This window comes from Puia sp. P3 (genome assembly GCF_050632245.1).
Taxonomy (GTDB): Bacteria; Bacteroidota; Bacteroidia; order Chitinophagales; family Chitinophagaceae; genus Puia.
The window spans coordinates 4744959-4762134 of the sequence record NZ_CP192583.1 but is presented as its reverse complement, the minus strand read 5'-3'; the positions used below and the strand labels follow the sequence as shown (position 1 = coordinate 4762134).

Annotated in this window: 23 protein-coding genes and 2 pseudogenes; 14 read left to right on the top strand and 11 right to left on the bottom strand. The window is 54.1% G+C overall.

All coding sequences use genetic code 11. The features are described 5' to 3' along the window. Positions 1 to 89: 89 nt before the first annotated feature. A complete protein-coding gene (locus ACQ86N_RS29665) occupies positions 90 to 731 on the bottom strand; it encodes a response regulator (protein WP_431210192.1) in 642 nt (213 codons plus the stop codon). A gap of 44 nt (positions 732 to 775) precedes the next feature. Between ACQ86N_RS29665 and ACQ86N_RS29660 the strand changes: the two genes are divergently transcribed. Further along, positions 776 to 1636 carry a phosphate/phosphite/phosphonate ABC transporter substrate-binding protein gene (locus ACQ86N_RS29660; RefSeq protein ID WP_431210191.1) on the top strand — a complete coding sequence of 287 codons (861 nt, stop codon included), beginning with the start codon at positions 776 to 778 and terminating at the stop codon, positions 1634 to 1636. A 10-nt stretch (positions 1637 to 1646) separates the two neighbouring features. Beyond that, positions 1647 to 3386: a PAS domain S-box protein gene (locus tag ACQ86N_RS29655; protein ID WP_431210190.1), complete on the top strand. Its 1740-nt coding sequence runs from the start codon at positions 1647 to 1649 to the stop codon at positions 3384 to 3386. 38 nt (positions 3387 to 3424) lie between these two features. On the opposite strand, the gene ACQ86N_RS29650 is transcribed toward ACQ86N_RS29655, so the two are convergent. Continuing rightward, the gene (locus ACQ86N_RS29650) at positions 3425 to 4639 is read right to left on the bottom strand and encodes a sialidase family protein (RefSeq protein WP_431210189.1); all 1215 of its coding nucleotides are present in this window, start codon (positions 4637 to 4639) and stop codon (positions 3425 to 3427) included. 38 nt (positions 4640 to 4677) lie between these two features. Between ACQ86N_RS29650 and ACQ86N_RS29645 the strand changes: the two genes are divergently transcribed. From ACQ86N_RS29645 to ACQ86N_RS29620, 6 genes are all read left to right on the top strand, one after another. Further along, positions 4678 to 5091 carry a hypothetical protein gene (locus tag ACQ86N_RS29645; RefSeq protein ID WP_431210188.1) on the top strand — a complete coding sequence of 138 codons (414 nt, stop codon included), beginning with the start codon at positions 4678 to 4680 and terminating at the stop codon, positions 5089 to 5091. Beyond that, positions 5001 to 6992 carry an alpha-L-rhamnosidase C-terminal domain-containing protein gene (locus ACQ86N_RS29640; RefSeq protein WP_431210187.1) on the top strand — a complete coding sequence of 664 codons (1992 nt, stop codon included), beginning with the start codon at positions 5001 to 5003 and terminating at the stop codon, positions 6990 to 6992. The genes ACQ86N_RS29645 and ACQ86N_RS29640 overlap by 91 nt, the downstream gene beginning before the upstream one ends. Before the next feature lie 43 nt (positions 6993 to 7035). Continuing rightward, complete coding sequence (locus ACQ86N_RS29635) at positions 7036 to 7329, top strand: hypothetical protein (protein ID WP_431210186.1); 294 nt, start codon at positions 7036 to 7038, stop codon at positions 7327 to 7329. Further along, positions 7326 to 7709, top strand: coding sequence for a YrdB family protein (locus ACQ86N_RS29630; RefSeq protein WP_431210185.1), 384 nt, complete (start codon positions 7326 to 7328; stop codon positions 7707 to 7709). Before ACQ86N_RS29635 ends, ACQ86N_RS29630 begins: the two co-directional genes overlap by 4 nt. Positions 7710 to 7775: 66 nt before the next feature. Next, positions 7776 to 8036, top strand: coding sequence for a hypothetical protein (locus tag ACQ86N_RS29625; protein WP_431210184.1), 261 nt, complete (start codon positions 7776 to 7778; stop codon positions 8034 to 8036). Further along, entirely contained in the window at positions 7922 to 8236 is a 315-nt protein-coding gene (locus ACQ86N_RS29620; protein ID WP_431217653.1) for a PA2169 family four-helix-bundle protein, read from the top strand. The genes ACQ86N_RS29625 and ACQ86N_RS29620 overlap by 115 nt, the downstream gene beginning before the upstream one ends. Here the strand turns inward: ACQ86N_RS29620 and ACQ86N_RS29615 are convergent. Next, a complete protein-coding gene (locus tag ACQ86N_RS29615) occupies positions 8233 to 8862 on the bottom strand; it encodes a polysaccharide deacetylase family protein (RefSeq protein ID WP_431210183.1) in 630 nt (209 codons plus the stop codon). The two genes, ACQ86N_RS29620 and ACQ86N_RS29615, sit on opposite strands and share 4 nt — an antisense overlap. Before the next feature lie 49 nt (positions 8863 to 8911). On the opposite strand from ACQ86N_RS29615, the gene ACQ86N_RS29610 reads away from it, so the two are divergent. Both ACQ86N_RS29610 and ACQ86N_RS29605 read left to right on the top strand, forming a co-directional pair. Beyond that, entirely contained in the window at positions 8912 to 9358 is a 447-nt protein-coding gene (locus tag ACQ86N_RS29610) for a hypothetical protein (protein ID WP_431210182.1), read from the top strand. Further along, complete coding sequence (locus ACQ86N_RS29605) at positions 9355 to 9825, top strand: helix-turn-helix domain-containing protein (RefSeq protein WP_431210181.1); 471 nt, start codon at positions 9355 to 9357, stop codon at positions 9823 to 9825. Before ACQ86N_RS29610 ends, ACQ86N_RS29605 begins: the two co-directional genes overlap by 4 nt. Here ACQ86N_RS29605 and ACQ86N_RS29600 read toward each other — a convergent pair whose 3' ends face one another. Together ACQ86N_RS29600 and ACQ86N_RS29595 are read right to left on the bottom strand one after the other, a co-directional pair. After that, entirely contained in the window at positions 9826 to 10419 is a 594-nt protein-coding gene (locus ACQ86N_RS29600) for a dihydrofolate reductase family protein (RefSeq protein ID WP_431210180.1), read from the bottom strand. It lies immediately after the preceding gene. A gap of 14 nt (positions 10420 to 10433) precedes the next feature. Then, complete coding sequence (locus tag ACQ86N_RS29595; protein WP_431210179.1) at positions 10434 to 11246, bottom strand: alpha/beta fold hydrolase; 813 nt, start codon at positions 11244 to 11246, stop codon at positions 10434 to 10436. A gap of 230 nt (positions 11247 to 11476) precedes the next feature. Here ACQ86N_RS29595 and ACQ86N_RS29590 point away from each other — a divergent pair. The 3 genes and pseudogenes from ACQ86N_RS29590 (at position 11477) to ACQ86N_RS29580 (ending at position 12966) form a co-directional block, all read left to right on the top strand. Continuing rightward, positions 11477 to 12203, top strand: a pseudogene (locus ACQ86N_RS29590) (aldo/keto reductase). 14 nt (positions 12204 to 12217) lie between these two features. Then, positions 12218 to 12373, top strand: a complete 156-nt coding sequence (locus ACQ86N_RS29585; RefSeq protein ID WP_431210178.1) for a hypothetical protein — start codon at positions 12218 to 12220, stop codon at positions 12371 to 12373. Positions 12374 to 12645: 272 nt separating this feature from the next. Further along, positions 12646 to 12966, top strand: coding sequence for an RNA recognition motif domain-containing protein (locus ACQ86N_RS29580; RefSeq protein ID WP_431210177.1), 321 nt, complete (start codon positions 12646 to 12648; stop codon positions 12964 to 12966). Between the two features lie 89 nt (positions 12967 to 13055). Here the strand turns inward: ACQ86N_RS29580 and ACQ86N_RS29575 are convergent, their stop codons facing one another. From ACQ86N_RS29575 to ACQ86N_RS29565, 3 genes are read right to left on the bottom strand one after another with little or no spacing between them, the layout of a single operon-like run. Then, positions 13056 to 13991, bottom strand: a complete 936-nt coding sequence (locus tag ACQ86N_RS29575) for an alpha/beta fold hydrolase (protein WP_431210176.1) — start codon at positions 13989 to 13991, stop codon at positions 13056 to 13058. A 20-nt stretch (positions 13992 to 14011) separates the two neighbouring features. After that, the gene (locus ACQ86N_RS29570) at positions 14012 to 14635 is read right to left on the bottom strand and encodes a zinc-binding dehydrogenase (RefSeq protein WP_431210175.1); all 624 of its coding nucleotides are present in this window, start codon (positions 14633 to 14635) and stop codon (positions 14012 to 14014) included. Further along, positions 14632 to 15015, bottom strand: a complete 384-nt coding sequence (locus ACQ86N_RS29565; protein ID WP_431210174.1) for an alcohol dehydrogenase catalytic domain-containing protein — start codon at positions 15013 to 15015, stop codon at positions 14632 to 14634. Before ACQ86N_RS29565 ends, ACQ86N_RS29570 begins: the two co-directional genes overlap by 4 nt. Before the next feature lie 155 nt (positions 15016 to 15170). Here ACQ86N_RS29565 and ACQ86N_RS29560 point away from each other — a divergent pair, with 155 nt between their 5' ends. Continuing rightward, the gene (locus ACQ86N_RS29560; protein WP_431210173.1) at positions 15171 to 15392 is read left to right on the top strand and encodes a winged helix-turn-helix transcriptional regulator; all 222 of its coding nucleotides are present in this window, start codon (positions 15171 to 15173) and stop codon (positions 15390 to 15392) included. Positions 15393 to 15499: 107 nt separating this feature from the next. Here the strand turns inward: ACQ86N_RS29560 and ACQ86N_RS29555 are convergent, their stop codons facing one another. The 3 genes and pseudogenes from ACQ86N_RS29555 to ACQ86N_RS29545 form a co-directional block, all read right to left on the bottom strand. Continuing rightward, positions 15500 to 15892 carry a response regulator gene (locus ACQ86N_RS29555; protein WP_431210172.1) on the bottom strand — a complete coding sequence of 131 codons (393 nt, stop codon included), beginning with the start codon at positions 15890 to 15892 and terminating at the stop codon, positions 15500 to 15502. A gap of 3 nt (positions 15893 to 15895) precedes the next feature. Continuing rightward, positions 15896 to 16174: a sensor histidine kinase gene (locus ACQ86N_RS29550; RefSeq protein ID WP_431217652.1), complete on the bottom strand. Its 279-nt coding sequence runs from the start codon at positions 16172 to 16174 to the stop codon at positions 15896 to 15898. Between the two features lie 236 nt (positions 16175 to 16410). Beyond that, positions 16411 to 17172, bottom strand: a pseudogene (locus tag ACQ86N_RS29545) (sensor histidine kinase); the annotation flags it as partial. Positions 17173 to 17176 lie beyond the last annotated feature (4 nt).

Here is a 17176-nt window from a genome sequence, read left to right as displayed (position 1 = left end):
AAAAATTGCGGGTGCAAAGGTCAGACGGAAGTTGTGTATGGCCTATAGTGTAAATTATACAATAAGGTGTCGTCGATCGACGACATTAACTAGTCAATCAGGTGATTTGCAATTGCATAGCGCGTCAGTTCGGAGTTATTGGCCAAGTTCATCTTGTGGAGGATCCTTGTCCGGTAGGTACTGACGGTGGTGGGGGTCACCGAAAGTGTTCGTCCTATTTCAATAAGGGATACGCCTTTTGCGAGCAGTTTCATCACTTCGAATTCGCGGTTGGAGAGGTTTTCGTGCGGCAGGTCCTGGGACGGTCCGTAGATCAGGTCAGAAAGCTTTTCGGCCAGCGAAGGCGTGATATATCTTCGACCCATCAACACGCGTCGTGTAGCCGTGATCAGTTCGGTCGAGTCCATGCTTTTGCTGAGGTAGCCGGAGGCTCCGGCCCTGAGCGCGCGCATCGCGTACTGCTCTTCCGGATGCATGGTGAGGATGAGCACCGGCAATTTCTGATAGTGCTTCCGGATATCTTCCAGCGCCTCGATGCCGGTCTTGCCGGGCATCGAAAGGTCGGAGATCACCAGGTCCCATTCCGACTGCAGCACTTTGTTCACGATGTCCCGGCCGTCGGATACGCATTCGATAAGGGCGTTTGGGTATTCCTTTTGCAGGATCCGTTCGAGTCCCTGTCGCACGACCTCGTGATCGTCTGCGATAAGTATTTTAATTGTCTTCGTCATGGCAGTCTTTCAAATGTAAATAAAAGTTGCTAATTTATGAGGCCATGAAGATGACCGGAATGCTCGCATTGGCCGTCCTGCTTGCGGCCTGCACCCACCAGGACAGTGAACACTACCGCCCGACCTTTACCAATGCTGCCGGTAATAAACGGATAATAGTTTTTGGTGCGCCGTCGCTGGCTTATTTTGAAACGACGGATCTGGTCATCAAATATCTCAACGACCATCTCGATAGTGCGACTGTCCGTACGGTAGCCTGCACGTCGGTAGAAGACTATGAGGACAAGCTCCGCAGGGGATATTTTGACTTCACGGTGATCAACGGGCTTCAGCTGCTGTCAGCGACGCAGCATGGTTATGTTGTGGTTGGCCGTATCGCAGATGACTACCGAGCCGTCATTTTCGCCAACAGGGATTCCGCGATCTTGTCGGTCGACGATTGCAGGGGCAGGACCATTGCACTAACGGCCAACCGCGTGCTTGCCGGTTCGGTGATGCCGTTGGTATGGCTTCATGATCAGGGGGTCGATGTCGACCGTCTCCGAAAGTCGTATACTCCCTCCTACGAATCCGTCCTTCTCGATGTTTGTCTTGGCAAGGCCGCGCTGGGTGCGGTCTGGAGTACGTCTTATTTTAATTTTCAGCGCAAGCGCCCCGATCTTGCGTCGCGGCTCGAGGTGAAATGGACCACTCCGTCGATGGCGAGCAGCGCTATCCTGTTCAGAAAAGACGTGAATCCGCGGCTTGTGAACCGGATCGCGGGTCTGCTGTTCCGGTTGAATTCCGACGAAGCGGGGAGACAGGCGCTGGAGCGGGTTGGCATCGGTAGTTTTGTAGCCGCGGATAGTAGTAGTTACACCCCTCTGAAACGGTTCCTAAGGAAATACGATTCGCTGATCCACTAAACAGGACCTTATGTCGCAAGCCTTTTTTCGTCGCCTTTGGCCTAAGAAGATCAGGTCGCAGCTGATCTGGGGGATCGCGCTGGTGCATCTGGTGCTGATGTCTGTTTTTGTAGCCGATCTGATCGACCGTCAGTATGCCTTTCTGCTACGCCAGAGTCAGGAGCAGGCGCTGGCGCTTGCCGGCGATCTCGCGGTGAACGCCAATCTCTATATTGTCGGTAACGACTATGACGGTCTCGAGCGCATGATCCAGTCATACGGGGATTTTCCGCATCTCGAATACGCGATGATCCTTTCGCCGGAGAACACGGTGATCTCACATACAAACCCGGCGAATCTTGGTAAGACGGCCAGTGACAGTGTTAGTGTCGGGATTGGTCGGTCTTCCGTAGCGCATATCCTTATACGTGATAATCATATTATCGACGTGGCGGCACCGGTGATCCGGGACAAGGCGCTGATCGGCTGGGCCCGGGTGGGGATCAACCGGGATTATATCTATGGAAACCTGCGGGGTATCGTGGAGAAAGGGGTTATCTATATTCTGATCGCGATCGCTGTGGGTGTGCTGGTGGCGGTGCTGATCGGGAAGCGGCTGACGGGAGGACTTTACCGACTGGTGAATGCATCGGAGAGGATACGTCTTGGGGACCGGCGGGTCCGGGCTTCATTGTCCGGTGGATTCGAGCTGGATCAGCTGGCGACGGCGTTCAACGGGATGCTGGACGATATTGCCGCGAATGAGTCGCGGCTTCGGGATAGTGAGGCGAAGTTCCGGTCGCTGGTGGAGCAGAGCCAGGTGGGGGTGTATATCGTGCAGGATGAGAAATTTGTTTATGTCAACCCGGTTTTTGAGCAGCTTAGTGGGTATTCGGAGGAGGAGCTGGTGGGGAAGATGACTTTTTATATGCTGGTTCATGAGGAGGATCTGGCCCTGGTGCGGCGGAACTATGAGCAGCGGATGTCGACGGGCAGGTCGACGGATCGTTATGTTCTGCGCGCGCTGCGGCGGGATGGGTCGGTGATCTTTGTCGAGGTGATCGTATCGACTATTGTATATAATAATCGCCCTGCGGTGATCGGATCGCTGATCGATATTACGGACCGGCTGCAGGAGGAGAACCGGCTGAATAAAGCGGTGATCGATGCGCAGGAGCGGGAGCGGATGCAGATGGGAATGGAGCTGCATGACAATGTACAGCAATTGATGGCCGGGTCGTTGCTCACGCTGGACTATATCCGGTCATCTTATGAAAATAAGGAAGAGGTGTTTGAGGCGCTAGATAGTGTCACGGGTTATATCAGCGAGGGGATTGGCGAGCTTCGGCGGCTCTCGCACCAGCTGGCTCCTTCGATGAGTGTGTCGGGTGGGCTTTCTGCCAGTATACACTCGTTGGTGGAAAGTATGAATGTCAGCAACGCTCTCTCTGTGGATATCGAGGTGGATGATTTTGTGACGCCCCTTAGTGAAGAGGTGCAGGTGGCTTTTTACCGGATACTGCAGGAACAGATGATGAATATTCTTAAATATGCTGCTGCTACCCGCGTGTGGATCCGGGTGAAAAGGGTGGGGGAGCAGATCGTACTTTCGATCCGGGATAACGGTTGTGGATTTGATCCGGGTGCGAAGATGGAGGGGATCGGGCTGGAGAATATCCGGCGGAGGGCCACGGCGATGGAGGGGGATCTTCGTATTGTTACGTCTGTGGGGGAGGGCTGTGAACTATCGCTCAAGGTTGGGGTTTTGTAGTGTTGCCGGTTATGGTTGAGGTTTTTTGATGACGCCTGTTATGGTTGAGGTTTTGTAATGACGCCGGTTGCGAGCTGGATGTTGTTGCCGCCGGTGGTGCGTTTGGCGGAGTTGACTGATAGTATTTTGCCTGATTTGGATTGGTATAGGGAGCCCCAGAGCATTTGTTGGTATGGGCTGGCGAGGGTCTTCCAGGATTTGCCGAGGTCGTCGCTGACGGAGATGTTGTTTTTGTTGGAGGTGACGACAAGGCGGCCGTCGCGGAGGCTTACGATGAAGGGGCCGCCCGTCTGGTCGGGGATCATGGCGCCGGGGCCGACGGGCCAGTTGATGCCGTCGGGGCTTGTCTTATAATAGACGTTGCATTTTTCGGGTCCGCAAATTTCGTAGACCGTTATATAATTCCCTTCTTTTGTCCTTGTCCATACGGGCATGCCTGGCCGTGAGTCCGGGTGGCCGGGTGTGAAGGCGACCCAGATCTCGGGTCCCCAGGTGCGGCCTTCGTCGGGAGAGATCTTTTCGGAGATGATTTGCGAATACGATGGGGTCTCTGTGACGTGTTTTTCATTCGCGTACTGGACGGCGAGGCGGCCGTCATTCAGGTAATACATATGTGGTTCGTAGATGCCTTTGTCGGGATGGCCGAGGGTACCGGGGGCTCCGGCTGTGGAGTCGAAGACGCTGTATTTTTCCCAGTTGACGCCTTTGTCAGAGCTCTTGTATGTTCTCAGGATATAGGATTCCTGCCAGCGGACGCTGCGGCAGGCGAGGAGGATGTCTCCATTCTTTGTTTCGATGAGCTGGGCGTTGTCGAGGTCGCGGCCGGGTTCGGAGATGTTGGAGATCCTGTTCCAGGTCTTGCCTTTGTCTGTGCTTTTGGAGATCTCGAGCTGCAGGCCGCCTGTGGATGCGGGGCCGTAGGGCAGGCTGCGGTCGTAGCCTTCGTTGCGGGAAACCGTGTAGCCGGCGAGCCAGGAGCCGTCGCGGAGGAAGAGGAGGCGGCAGTACTGGGATCCGTAGAGTCCGTGTTTTCTGTGGCCGGCGGGGCCGGCGGCGGGGACGTTGCCGTTGTCTTTGAATTCGGGGACGTCGTTAATGATGATGGGGGTGGACCAGTGGATGGTATCGGGGGATTGTTTTTTGGGGGTGGCGGCAGGGGATTGCGCGGCGGCCGGGGTTTGGCCCGTGGCGGCCGGGCTTTGCGCGGAGGCGCGGGTGAAGGACAGCAGGAGGAGGATGGGAAGGACTCTCATATTGCAATATACGGGCAAATTGGAGTAAATTTCGGGTTATGAAGAAATGGGTTTATTTGGTTGTATTGTTGGGGGCTTGCGTTTTTGGTTATGCGCAGGGGAATGGTGGTGACGGGGTGCGAGGCCTGGCAGCGTTTCAGTCTTCGATTGTTCGGCCCGTGGCTGTTGTCGGGAGGGGTGCGGGACATTATTTTTTTGATTTTGGTAAGGATGCGTTTGGGAGTTTGTCTGTGTTGTTGAAGGCGGCGCAGGCGGACTCGCTGGTGGTGCATGTGGGGGAGAAGTTGAGGGGTTCTTTTGAGATCGACAGGGCTCCGGGGGAAGCTTGCGCTATCAGCGATTGGTTTTGCGCGGTCTGCCGGTGGGTAGAGACTATCCGGTGGTGTTTGCGGCCAATGCGCGGAATGAGCGGCCTCCGGCGATCGCGTTGCCGGATTCTTTTGGAAGGGTGATGCCGTTCCGGTATGTGGAGGTAGAGAACCTGCGGGTTCCGGCCGGTGATTTTTTTGTGAAGAAGAAGGTATTCAACTGGCGGTTCGATGACAGCGCGAGTTATTTTGTCAGTTCAGACACGGTGCTAAACCGGGTGTGGGAGATGTGTAAGCATACGGTGAAGGCGACTAGTTTTTGCGGGCTTTATGTCGATGGTGACAGGGAACGGACTCCGTATGAGGCCGATGCGCTGATCAATCAGCTGAGTCATTATGCGGTGGACCGTGAGTATTCGCTTGCGCGGAGGACGAATGCTTATTTTATTGACCATCCGACCTGGCCGACCGAATGGATATTGCAGACCCCGTCGCTGTTTTATAACGATTATTTGTATACGGGGGATACGGGCGCGCTCTCGAAATATTATTCCGCGTTGAAGGAGAAGACGCTGGTGGCGCTGGAGAGGGAGGATGGGTTGATCAGTGTGGGGTCGCCGGCGATGGGGGATGGTTTGATGAAGAGTATCGGGTTTTCCGGTGGTGCTCAGCGGATAAGGGATATCGTGGACTGGCCTGTGTCGGAGCGGGATGGGTATGAGATGATGGCTTATAATACGGTGGTCAATGCTTTTCATTATCAGAGTCTGGTGGTGATGGGAGAGATTGCGGGGGCATTGGGGAGGAAGGAGGATTCGGTGGAGTTTTTTCGGAGGGCCTTGTTGGTGAAAGATGCGGTTAATCATCGGATGCTGGATAAATCGAGGGGGATCTATGTCGATGGGGAGGGGTCGGTGCATTCATCGCTGCATGCGAACTTATTTCCTCTGGCGTTTGGTATGGTTCCGAAGGAAAATATGAGCGCCGTGGTTGCATTTGTGAAGTCGCGGGGTATGGCGTGTAGCGTGTATGGCGCACAGTATCTTTTGGAGGCTTTGTACCGGAGTGGGGAAGCGGATTATGCGCTGTCGCTGATGGATGATACTGCGGGGGATCGGAACTGGTGGAATATGATCGAGTCCGGTTCGACGATGGCGCTGGAGGCGTGGGATATAAAATATAAACCCAATCTGGACTGGAATCATGCGTGGGGGACGGCGCCGGCGAATGTTGTTGTTCGGGATATGTGGGGGATCAGGCCGATGAAGCCAGGATTTGCGAGTGTGGTGGTGAAGCCGCAGTTGGGGCGTCTTGCGTGGAGTAGGATAAAGGTGCCGACTATGCGCGGCGCTATCAGGGCGGAGTATGATAAGGGTGAGTATATGATCGAGCTTTCGAAGGGGATGGCTGGGAGGTTTGAGTTGCGGGGTGTCGGGGTTGTGTTGCATGAAGGGAGAAACAGGGTAAGTTCGCGGTTGCCGGTGATCTTCGATACAGATATGGGACCGGATTATGACGATGTTGGGGCGATCGCGATGCTGCATGCTTTTGCGGACAGCGGTATGGCCGAGATATTGGGGACGATCGCCAGCAATAAATATGAAGGTGTTGCGGGTGTGCTGAATGTGTTCAATACGTATTTTGGCAGACCGGAAATCCCGATCGGCGTGCCTCGTGGTAAGGCGGTGGATCAGCGGGATGGGCAGCACTGGACGGATAGTGTGCTTGCGAAATATCCGCATGTGATTCGTCGCAATGATGAGGTGGCGGATGCGGTTGACCTTTATCGTAGGTTGCTGGCGGGGAGTAAGGATAGTAGTGTAGTGATCATTACGGTGGGGTTTCTGACGAATCTGTCGAATTTGTTGAAGTCTGGTCCGGATGAGTATTCTTCGCTGGGTGGTATTGAGCTGGTGAAGCGGAAGGTCCGGCGAGCTGGTGAGTATGGCGGGAAGTTTTCCGGCGGGCAGGGAGTTCAATGCTTGGAGGGATGCGGAGGCTTCGGGGTACGCTTTTGCGCACTGGCCGACGGAGGTGGTATTTAGTGGTTGGGAGATTGGGAGTCGAATCAGGACCGGGTTGCCGCTGGTGCGGAATGAGGGGATACGGAGAAGTCCGGTAAAGGATGCGTTCAGGATCTGCATTCCGATGGCGGCGGGGGATAGTGCGGGGAGGATGAGTTGGGATGAGACGGCGGTGCTGGTAGGGGTTGCGGGGGCCGCGCCTTATTTTGGGCTGGTGCCTGGGAGGATCGTGGTGGGGCCCGACGGGAGTAATGTTTGGGATACTAATGGGAAGGGGCAGTTTTATTTGGTGGGGGAGCGGATGGAGGAGGTGAGGGGGGTGATTGATGGGATGATGCAACACAAAACAAGCTTATGAATACAAATCCGATAAATCTTCTGGTGCGGTTCCTGCTGGAACTGGTTATGTTAGGAGTGATTGCCTTTTGGGGGTATCAGCGGTTTGAGGGGTGGGAAGGTGTTGCGGCGGCTATTGTTTTGCCGGTAGTGGCGGCGACGCTTTGGGGTGTTTTCCGAATTCCCAATGACCCGAAGCCGGCGCCGGTGGCTGTTCCGGGGCCGGTTCGGCTGTTGTTGGAATGGGCGCTTTTCGGGTGGGCTGTGTGGGCGTTGGTCGATATGGGGTATGATGGGTGGGCATGGTTGTTGGCTGGGGTGCTGGTTGCGCATTATCTGGTCAGCTATGACCGGACGGTGGTGATGATCAGGAACAGGCCTTATAAAGGGTTTGTTAAATGATGGTTTTCGGGCTGCGCGTGGTGGTGGCTGGCATAGTTTTTTTGAGATGACGGAAAAAATAAGCACATGGAAACCATTACAACGAAAGAGACGGCGGGCGTCCTGGAAGACCTGATAAGGATCAATAACGACAGGATCGAGGGGTATGAAAAGGCGCTGAAGGACCTGAAGCCGGAAGATTCCGATCTGCGGATCCTTTTTGAAAGCGATCGATCAAAGCCGGACGATCCGCACCACGCTGGGCAGGGAGCTGCAAACGCTGGGCTCGGATATTCCCACGGGGACGTCGGCCAAGTGGGTCAATTCACCGCGCGTGGCTGGAGCTGAAGGCGACGTTTACCGGGCATGGCCGGCACGCGATACTCGCCAGCTGTGAATACGGGGAAGACGCGATACAGAAAGCATATGAGTCGGCCTTGTCCGGGGAACATCTGCCTGAATATTTGTCGACTATCGTCCTTCAGGAAAAAACAGAATTAAGGGCTGTACATGATGAAATCAGGGCTTTGCGGGATCAGGCGGCCTAAAGTCGTGTGAGCGGTCTGGCTGGGTCGCGGCCGAGGGAATACGGGTATGCTGGCGAACGCATAGTCCATGGCCTCGCGGAAGGTGGTGACCCAAAGATCTTTTTTATTTTTTTCAAATAGTCGAGCAGTTGCTGGTGGACGTCGGCGGAGGTGGTAATATAGTCGCAACGGCGCAGTGTGTCCACGTAGTCCCTGCCATCGCCGACGGTGGTTTCGGTGCAGGGGTAGGCGTATGTCCGACCGTTGATGCCGTCGATGGCAAACAGCAGGTGGTTCATGATGGCGATCTCCTCTATCATCTGATGAGGGGTATAGTGACCGGAGGTGACGGGAACGTCCTCGGTGCTGCTGCAGGGATGGTATAGGGTATGATTACCCAGTTCGAATCCTTTTTTGGCCAGCGCCCGCCAGCGGGGGATCGTGGAAGAATCTATATCGCTTGTGAGGAAAAAGGTGGCCGGAAAGCCGGCTTTGATCAGCTGGGGTACGGCGTTGTTCAGCTGCGAGAGCAGGGCGTCGTCGTAGGTGAGGACGATGACCGCCTTTTTGTGGTGTAGCCATGCCGGCGGCTGGGGGAGTGAAGCGTCGAACAACAAGAGTAGTGTTGCGGTCAGGAGCAATTTCATTTCGCTTTCGATGAGTGTGAAAAAACGGTAGATTTCATAAATTTACGGTATGATCACGACAGAAACCATCGAGGAGTTCTACCGGTCGAGGCCTTATGCCAACCCAAACGGTCTTTCGCTGAATAATGCGGGGGCGGGGCATATCAATATTTTTTCCCGAAATGTATGGAGTAAGAGAGGGGAGGGCGGGTACGCTCAGCGGGATTTTTATAAGGTGTCGCTGGTCATCGGTGAGGGGACGATCAATTATGCAGAGAAATGGATCGCGATCGACCGGCCCGCGCTGATCTTTTCCAATCCGCTGGTGCCTTATTCGTGGGAGGCCCTTTCGTCGGATCAGGAAGGCTGGTTTTGTCTGTTCACGGAGGCCTTTATCCAGAGCAGGGAAAACAGGGGGACGCTGAATGATTCTCCGCTATTCAGGGCGGGGGTGACCATGTGTTCTTTCTTAGTCCGGCCCAGGTGGAGGAGGTATCGTCGATCTTCCGGAAAATGATCGCGGAGCTGGAGTCGGACTATGCCCATAAATACGATCTGCTGCGTAACTACCTGCACCTGTTGATACACGAGGGGATCAAGATGCAGCCGGCCGAAGGGTATAGCAAGCACGCCAATGCGGCCTCCCGAACGACCGGCCTGTTTTTGGAGTTATTGGAGCGACAGTTCCCTATCGACGGCCCGGATAACGCGCTGCGTCTCCGGTCGGCCAATGACTACGCCCATTATCTTTCCGTGCATACGAATCATCTGAACCGGAGCGTCAAACAGGTGACCGGTAAGACGACGACCCACCATATCTCTTCGCGGATCATCCGGGAGGCGGAGGTCATGCTGCAGCATACGGACTGGGATATAGCGGAGATAGCCGCTGGGCTTGGGTTCGAGGACCCGGCGTATTTTACGAATTTCTTCAAGAAGCATACGCGGGAGAGCCCGGGTGTGTTCAGGCAAAGGGTTGTGTGATCACACTTCGATATTGCCGGTCACTATTTCTCCGTCCCGGCGATAGTTGGCGATGATGACGCCTTTTGAGGTCACGTGGCTTTCTGTCAGCGTAAAAGCCGCGGGGAACGAGCCGTTGTCGAATAGTCTTTTTCCTTCGCCGAGGATGATGGGGTAAGTCTTGATCCGCAGTTCGTCGACCAGGTCGTGTTTGAGCAGCAGATGGATGAGCTCGCTGCTGCCCCAGACCTGGACGTCGGCGCCGTCGGTGTTTTTTAATTTTTTGATGTCGGCCGCGGATTTGAGGAAAACGGTATTTTTCCAGTCTGTTTTATCCCGGGACTGTGAAAGTATGTATTTGGAGCCTTCGTTGATGCCTGGCCAGAAGTCGGCGTGGTGGGGCCAATAGGATTCCCAGATATCAAATGTTTTTCTACCGAGGAGATAGTCGGTCTGTTTCAGTTCTTCCATCATGATCTTTCCGAAAGTTTCGTCACCGTAGGAGGCGGACCAGCCGCCATATTTGAAGCCGCCTGAAGGGTCTTCCTGTTCGCCGCCGGGCGCCTGCAAAACCCCGTCGAGGGAGATCATAGATATTACAATTATTTTTCTCATTTTATTCGGTTTTTTTATTTTAAAAAATTGGTCATGTAGGTGAGGAGTGTGGATGTTTGCATCATCAGGCTGACGTGGCCTTGTCCTGGGACGATGGCCAGTTGGGATTTGGAGGTCTGTCCCAATTCGGCGGCGACGCCGCCTCCCAGAAGCCGGTATGTTTTTGCCAGTTCGACCTTGTCCAGTCCGTCGTTGTCGCCGGCGATAATCAGGACCGGGGCCGAGATCTTTGCAATATTGTCGTCGCCGAAGTCGAAAGGCAACCCGGCGTAGGCGATCATCTGGCTGATGAAGCTGGACCATTTTGTCTTATCGGGCGCCACGGCGTCGTAGGCGGTATGCAAGGGACTGTTGTCGAAGAACTCGGGCTTGAACATTTTAAATGCATTGTTTATTTCGGGTAGCCAGCCGGTGGATTTATAGGTGGCCGAGATGATGACGAGTTTTTTTAGTCGTTTAGGGCTTTGTATAGCGAATTTGTAAGCTATGGCGCCGCCCATGCTATAGCCTGCCACGTCGGCGCTGTCGATCTTCAGGTAGTCCATCACTGCTGCCACGTCGCTTGCCATGGTCGCGTGTGATAGTTGTCTATCAGAGTAAGGGGTGCGCCCGTGTCCCTGCATTTCGATGGCGATGACTTTCCTGGTCTTTGACAGTTGGGGGATCATCTGGCTCCAGTTGGATTCGATTGTCATAAAGGCGCCGTGTATCAGGACTAAGGGCTGGCCCGAGCCATATACTTCGTAATATATTTTTATGCCGTTGACGGGGGCGTAGCCGCTGTTGGTGGGTTTGAGTTGTGCGTTGGATCCCGGTGCTGCTGACATAAAAACGATTGATAAGATTAGTGTTTGGAGTAAATTTTTCATGGTAGTGTTTTGTTTTGTCCGACGATACAAATATGGTGGTTGTTTTGGGATTTCATACGGTGTGAAAACGACAGTTTGGGGGTGGATTCCGCCAGGGTGGTTTGTTTGAATATTATAAGGATCTGTTTGAATCAAGCAAGGTCCGGCTGCCAGGGCCTTTGTAGATTTGTTTTATAAATCGACATATTATGAAATACAGACAACTTGGAAAGACAGGAGAGAAATTATCGGCTATTGGACTGGGATGTATGGGTATGAGTCATGCTTATGGCGCGGTTGATGACGGAGAGAGCATTGCCACGCTGAACATGGCGCTCGATCTGGGTATTAATTTTTGGGACACCGCCGATATGTACGGTAACGGGGCCAATGAAAAGCTGGTCTCGCAGGTGCTGGTTCCCAGTGCGGAAGGACGTGTTTATCGCTACGAAATTCGGTTTCCGGTACAAGGATGGTTCTACGGGGTTCAGCTCGAGCCCGGGTGTTTTTCTCGACGCGTCTCCCGGGTGGATCAGGGAGGCTGCGGAATTGAGTCTGAAGAGGCTCGGGGTGGATGTGATCGATCTTTATTATGCGCATAGGGTAGACCCCAGTGTACCGATCGAGGAAACGGTGGGCGCCATGGCGGAGTTGGTTCGTGAAGGAAAGGTTCGTTATATCGGCCTGAGTGAGGCATCGGCGGGGACTATACGCAGAGCGCATGCGGTACATCCTATCGCTGCGCTTCAGACGGAGTATTCGCTGATGACGAGGGATGTGGAAGGAGAGATACTGTCCACGACCAGGGAACTGGGGATTAGTCTGGTGGCGTATTCGCCCTGGGAAGGGGGTTGGTTACGAATACTCTCGACGTGCAGAATCTTTCCGATGGCGATTTTCGCAAGACGCTGCCGCGATTTTCGGGGGAGAATCTGAGGAAGAATGAAGCGGTGATGCGCGCGTTTGCGGCGATGGCGGCGGAGAAGGGTTGCACGGCTTCGCAGCTGGCGCTGGCCTGGGTGCTGGCGAAGGGGAGGATATTATTCCTATCCCGGGGACAAAAAGGAGGAAATATCTGGACGAGAATGCGAAGGCGGTGGATATAAGCCTGTCGGCGGCGGATATGTCGGAGATCGATGGTTTGTTCGGTCAGGGAGCTATCCAGGGGCAGCGGTATCTGGAGGTTTCTATGAAGATGCTGAACCGGTAAATGGTCCTGAACAGTATTATTTGGCCGTTAGCAAAAGAAGACGTATGTTTGTATTGTTATTTGAGTTTTGCCTCTGTATTTGTTAATTTATCCCGCCTTTTAGTCAGGATCTCTTTTCCTCTACATTGTTTGCTTTTCTCAGCTTTTTTTATATTTTAATTTTTAGGTATGAACATTTATGTTTCCAATCTTAGCTTCAACGTTGCAGATGAAGATTTAAGAGAATTTTTTGCTCCTTATGGTGAAATTTCTTCGGCGAAGGTCATTATGGATAAAATGACGAGCCGTAGCCGTGGATTTGGTTTTGTTGAAATGTCCGATGACGAGGCCGCCAAGAAGGCAATTGCCGAACTGGATGGCGCTACTGTCGAAGGCAGGACCATTCGGGTCAACGAAGCGAAGCCCAGGGAAGACCGCCCGGCTGGCGGAGGCGGAAATCGCGAGCGTAGCTTTAACAATCACAATAGCTACAACAAGAATCGCTATTAATATCGCTTTGATTAGATAAGGAGCCCCGGGAATACCCGGGGCTTTTTTATTTTGCGGGTAGCTGTGTAGTAGGTCGGGGAGAGTTGCGGCTACTTAGTTGTTTGAAGAAAGGAAGGTGCTGATCTCGTTGCCGATCTGAGCCGGGACCTCGTCGAGTGCGAAGTGTCCGGCGTCCAGGATGACGAGGCGGGCGGCGGGGACGTCTTTTTGTATGCTTCGGCGCCTGCTACCATAAATGAGGGATCGTATTTACCCCAGAGGACGAGCAGCCTGGGTTGGTTCGCTTTCAGCCATTGCTGCCAGACAGGGTAGGAGGCCAGGTTGGTCTGGTAGTCATAAAAAAGATCTGTTTGTATGGCGGCCTGAACGGGGCGGGTGAGAAAGGCGTATTCGTCCATCCATCCGTCGGGGTCGATCCGTTCGGGGTGGGGATTGGTGCCGACGTGGCGCTGGCGCGTGGCTTCGAGGGAAGTGAAGTTCTTTTTGAGCTGTTCTTCGTGGGCGGCGCGATCTTTCCAGAATGCTCTGCGTGTTTCCCAGAGTGGGCCCAGTCCTGCCTCGTGGCTGACGGCGTTCTGGATGATCAGCGAGGTGGGTTTGGCGTTGTGTTTTGTGATGAGGCGGAAGCCAACGGGCCCGCCGTAGTCCTGGACGTACATGCTGTAAGACGTAAGGTTCAGTGCTTTTATGAATGAGTCCACGATGTCGGCTATATGGTCGAATGTGTATGCGAACCGTGATGGGGGCGGGGCGTCGCTGTAGCCGAAGCCTGGATAGTCGGGGGCGATCAGGTGGTAGCGGTCTGAAAGAAGAGGGAATAATTTTTCGAACATTTTCGAAGAAGAGGGAAAGCCATGCAGTAGTAATAGTACCGGCTTTCCGGGCGTGCCGGCTTCGCGGTAGAAGATGTTGAGGCCGCTGACCTGGATGGTTTTGTAAAGTACCGGGATGTCCATGTTTTGGGCGTTGACTATACCGGAAAACAATAGTGCGACCAGGATTGTTGAAAATAGCCGTTGTTTCATTCTGCAATTTACTGCGTTTTTCACATGATGAACAGGCCTTTGCCGGAGGAGCTGCCGGGCGTGGACGAATAGCTGGCTTTGACGGCGGTCTTGTATTGGTCGAGCCGGTATTGGCCGCTGATGGGTGCGACGAACGAAGGGTCGCTGGCGATGGTGATGATTGCCTGGAGCGTCTTATTTTCTTCTTTGGCGGGCGGTGTGAAAAAGTGCCGGTAGATATAGGGTTCGATGGTGAGGCCATTGAGGTAGACATCGTTGTTGTGCAGCCCGAATTGTTGGTCGCTGAGGCCGCCGTACATGATGACTCTGGCGTTGAAGGCGGCGCTGCGGACGAGGTTGGCGAGAAGGGGGCCGCCTACTGCGTCGATGATCGCACTGATGCCTTTGTTTGCTGTGAGTCTGCGGATGAGTTCGGGTATTGGGGTGTCGTTTAATGAAAGGTCGATCACTGTTTCAGCGCCGAAGTCGTGGAGGTTGAGTTTTGGGAGTTTGCGTACGAAGGCGATGACCCGGATGCCTTTGCGGATGGCGAGCTGCATGATCATGAGTGCGTTGGCGGAGTTGGCCGCGGTGACGGCGATCCACTCTCCTTCTTTTGCCTTTGAGTTTTCCACTACGTCCCATGCGGTGATCATCGGCATCATCTGCGCGGCTTTTTCCGGAGGGAATGCAGGGGGAGGGGTATGAGCCAGTCCTCGGGAATGGCGGCGTATTCGGCCCAGGTGTTGTAGTAGTTGACGGCGACTAGTGTGCCTTCCGGCAGTGTGGCGCTTTTTGCCGTTGTCAGGCCGGGGCCTTTTTCGACGATGATGCCGGTGCCGAAGTTGCCGGCTACCTGGCCGGGGAAATGTGGTTTTTTGGGATCGGGGTAGAGGTTTTGGATGAAGAGAAAGTCGCCCTGGTTGATGGGTGCGTTGAGCATTTTTACGAGCAGCTGCCCTGCGGCGGGTGTTGGTATGTCGATCTCTCTGAGTTCGAGTACTTCGCTAGGAAGGCCTATTTGGTCAAAAACGATTGCCTGCATAATTTTGAATTATTGGACAAAGCTATCGCGCAGGTATATGCGGAACAAGTATGCACCGAATGGTGACCTGGGCACTGAAAGGATAGTAATGCTGAGAATCAATTGCAAATTTTTTAGAAAATGTATAAGAAACAGAAAATAGTGGGAGGGGCGGAGTGTTCAGTCGATTTCGCTTTTCAGCGGATCGGGGGAAATATAAGGCGCGGATCCTATGGCACTTGTTTCATGGGACGCTGAGGTATGGGGAACTGAAGCGCCAGTTGCCGGACAGTACGCCGAAGATGCTGACGCAGGCGCTGCGGGAGCTGGAGGGTGATCAGCTGGTGAGCCGGAGGGTTTATTCCGAAGTGCCGCCGCGGGTGGAGTATGAGTCTTAGTGACACCGGCAGGGAGTTGATGCCGGCGATCGAGTTGTTGAGCGGGTGGGGGAAGGGGCAGATGATGAAGTTGAATATTCCGGTGATGGAATATTCAACGTTGTGATTTAGATGAGGTGTTCGGCGGTGAGGGTTTTACGGAGGATCTGCCTGAGGGAGGAGAGGTCGGCGGTCTTTGTCAGGAAGGCGGTGGCTCTGAAGCTGACGGCTTTTTGTTTGTCGGCCTGATTGTCGGAGGTTGTCATGATGACGACGGGGGTTGCGGTTGTCCGCTGGTCCTTCCTGATCCGGTCGAGGCATTCCCATCCGCTGATGATCGGCATGTTAAGGTCGAGGAAGATCATTGTCGGTATGGGGTCCATACCGGCGAGTAGGTTCAGCGCTTCGAGTCCGTTGTGGGCGCTGATGCATTCTATGTCGGGGGAGATTTCCTCTATTATTTCGCGAAAGATGAGTTCGTCGTCGACGTCGTCGTCTATGAGTAGAATTCGTATGGGCATTGATCAGAGATTTAATGGTAGATAGATATTGAAAACGGAGCCTTTGCCGGGTGTTCCATCTGCGGTGATGTGGCCGCCATGGGCCTGCATGATCTTGCGGCAGATGGCCAGACCGATGCCAGTGCCCTGGTATTCGCTCGCGGCGTGGAGTCGCTGGAAGACGACGAATATGCGTTCGGCGTAGGCGGGGTCAAAGCCAATGCCGTTGTCGGCCACGCTGATCTTCCAAAATCTTTGTGGCTTGCGCAGGCCTGGAATGGGAACGGAGTCGCCTTCGACGATCTGTGTGGAGATCGTGATAAGAGGGTCGACGCCTTCTCTTTGTATTTGATGGAGTTCAGGAGGACATTGGAAAATACCTGGCTCATCTGGTGTGGGACCACGGCGGCACGGGGCAGCGCGGAAATGACAACGGTCGCCCTATTCTCTTCTATGGTCTCGATGATCGAATTCTTAACTTCTTCTACCAGGGCGTTGAGGTCGGTGGGGACGAGGGTTACGTCCGAATTATTCAGACGGGAGTACTGGAGCAGGGCCTGAATGAGGTTCTGCATTCTTTTAGCCCCGTCCCTGATGCGTTGGAAATAGTCGGCTACGTCGGGGGTAAAGTTGTCTTCTGCCTTTTCCAGAATTCGGGCGGAAAAGATCTGAATTTTGCGCAGCGGCTCCTGTAGGTCGTGGGAAGCGACGTAGGCGAAGGATGCCAGCTCGTCGTTGGTGCGGGACAGGGCCTGGTTCTTTTCTTCCAGGTTATTCTGGTAGCGCAGGATGGTCGACTCGTTCTTTTTCTTTTCCGACAGGTCGGAGATGATAATGCCCACTGTAGGCAGATTCGGGGACAGGCCCGTCAGCGAGACCGAGACCGGGATGGCGGCGTTATTGACAGTCAGGTCGATCTCGCCCCTGCTATTTCCTTTGAATGCTCTGCGAAAGAGGTCGGTGAACAGGGTGGTTGAATCCGGGTGTATGTAGTCGAAGACGTTGGTGCCGATGACTTTTTCGTAGGGGAGGTCCACTAACTGGTGAAAAGCTTTGTTGGTGTAAACGATCAGACCGTCTTCGGTGACGTTGAGGGCGCCTTCGCCAAATTGTTCGATCAGGATCCGGTATGCGAAGTCGCTGGTCTGCAGGGTATAGATCTCCGGGACGGGGTTGGAGCCTATTGCGAAGGCGTCTACCTCGCCGTCTTTGATCGCCTGGATCAGCTGGTCGGCTTCGGAAAGTTTGGCCTTCAGTTCTTCGATCTCGGCGAGTAGGGTGGTTACAGACGAATCCTGCATTTCT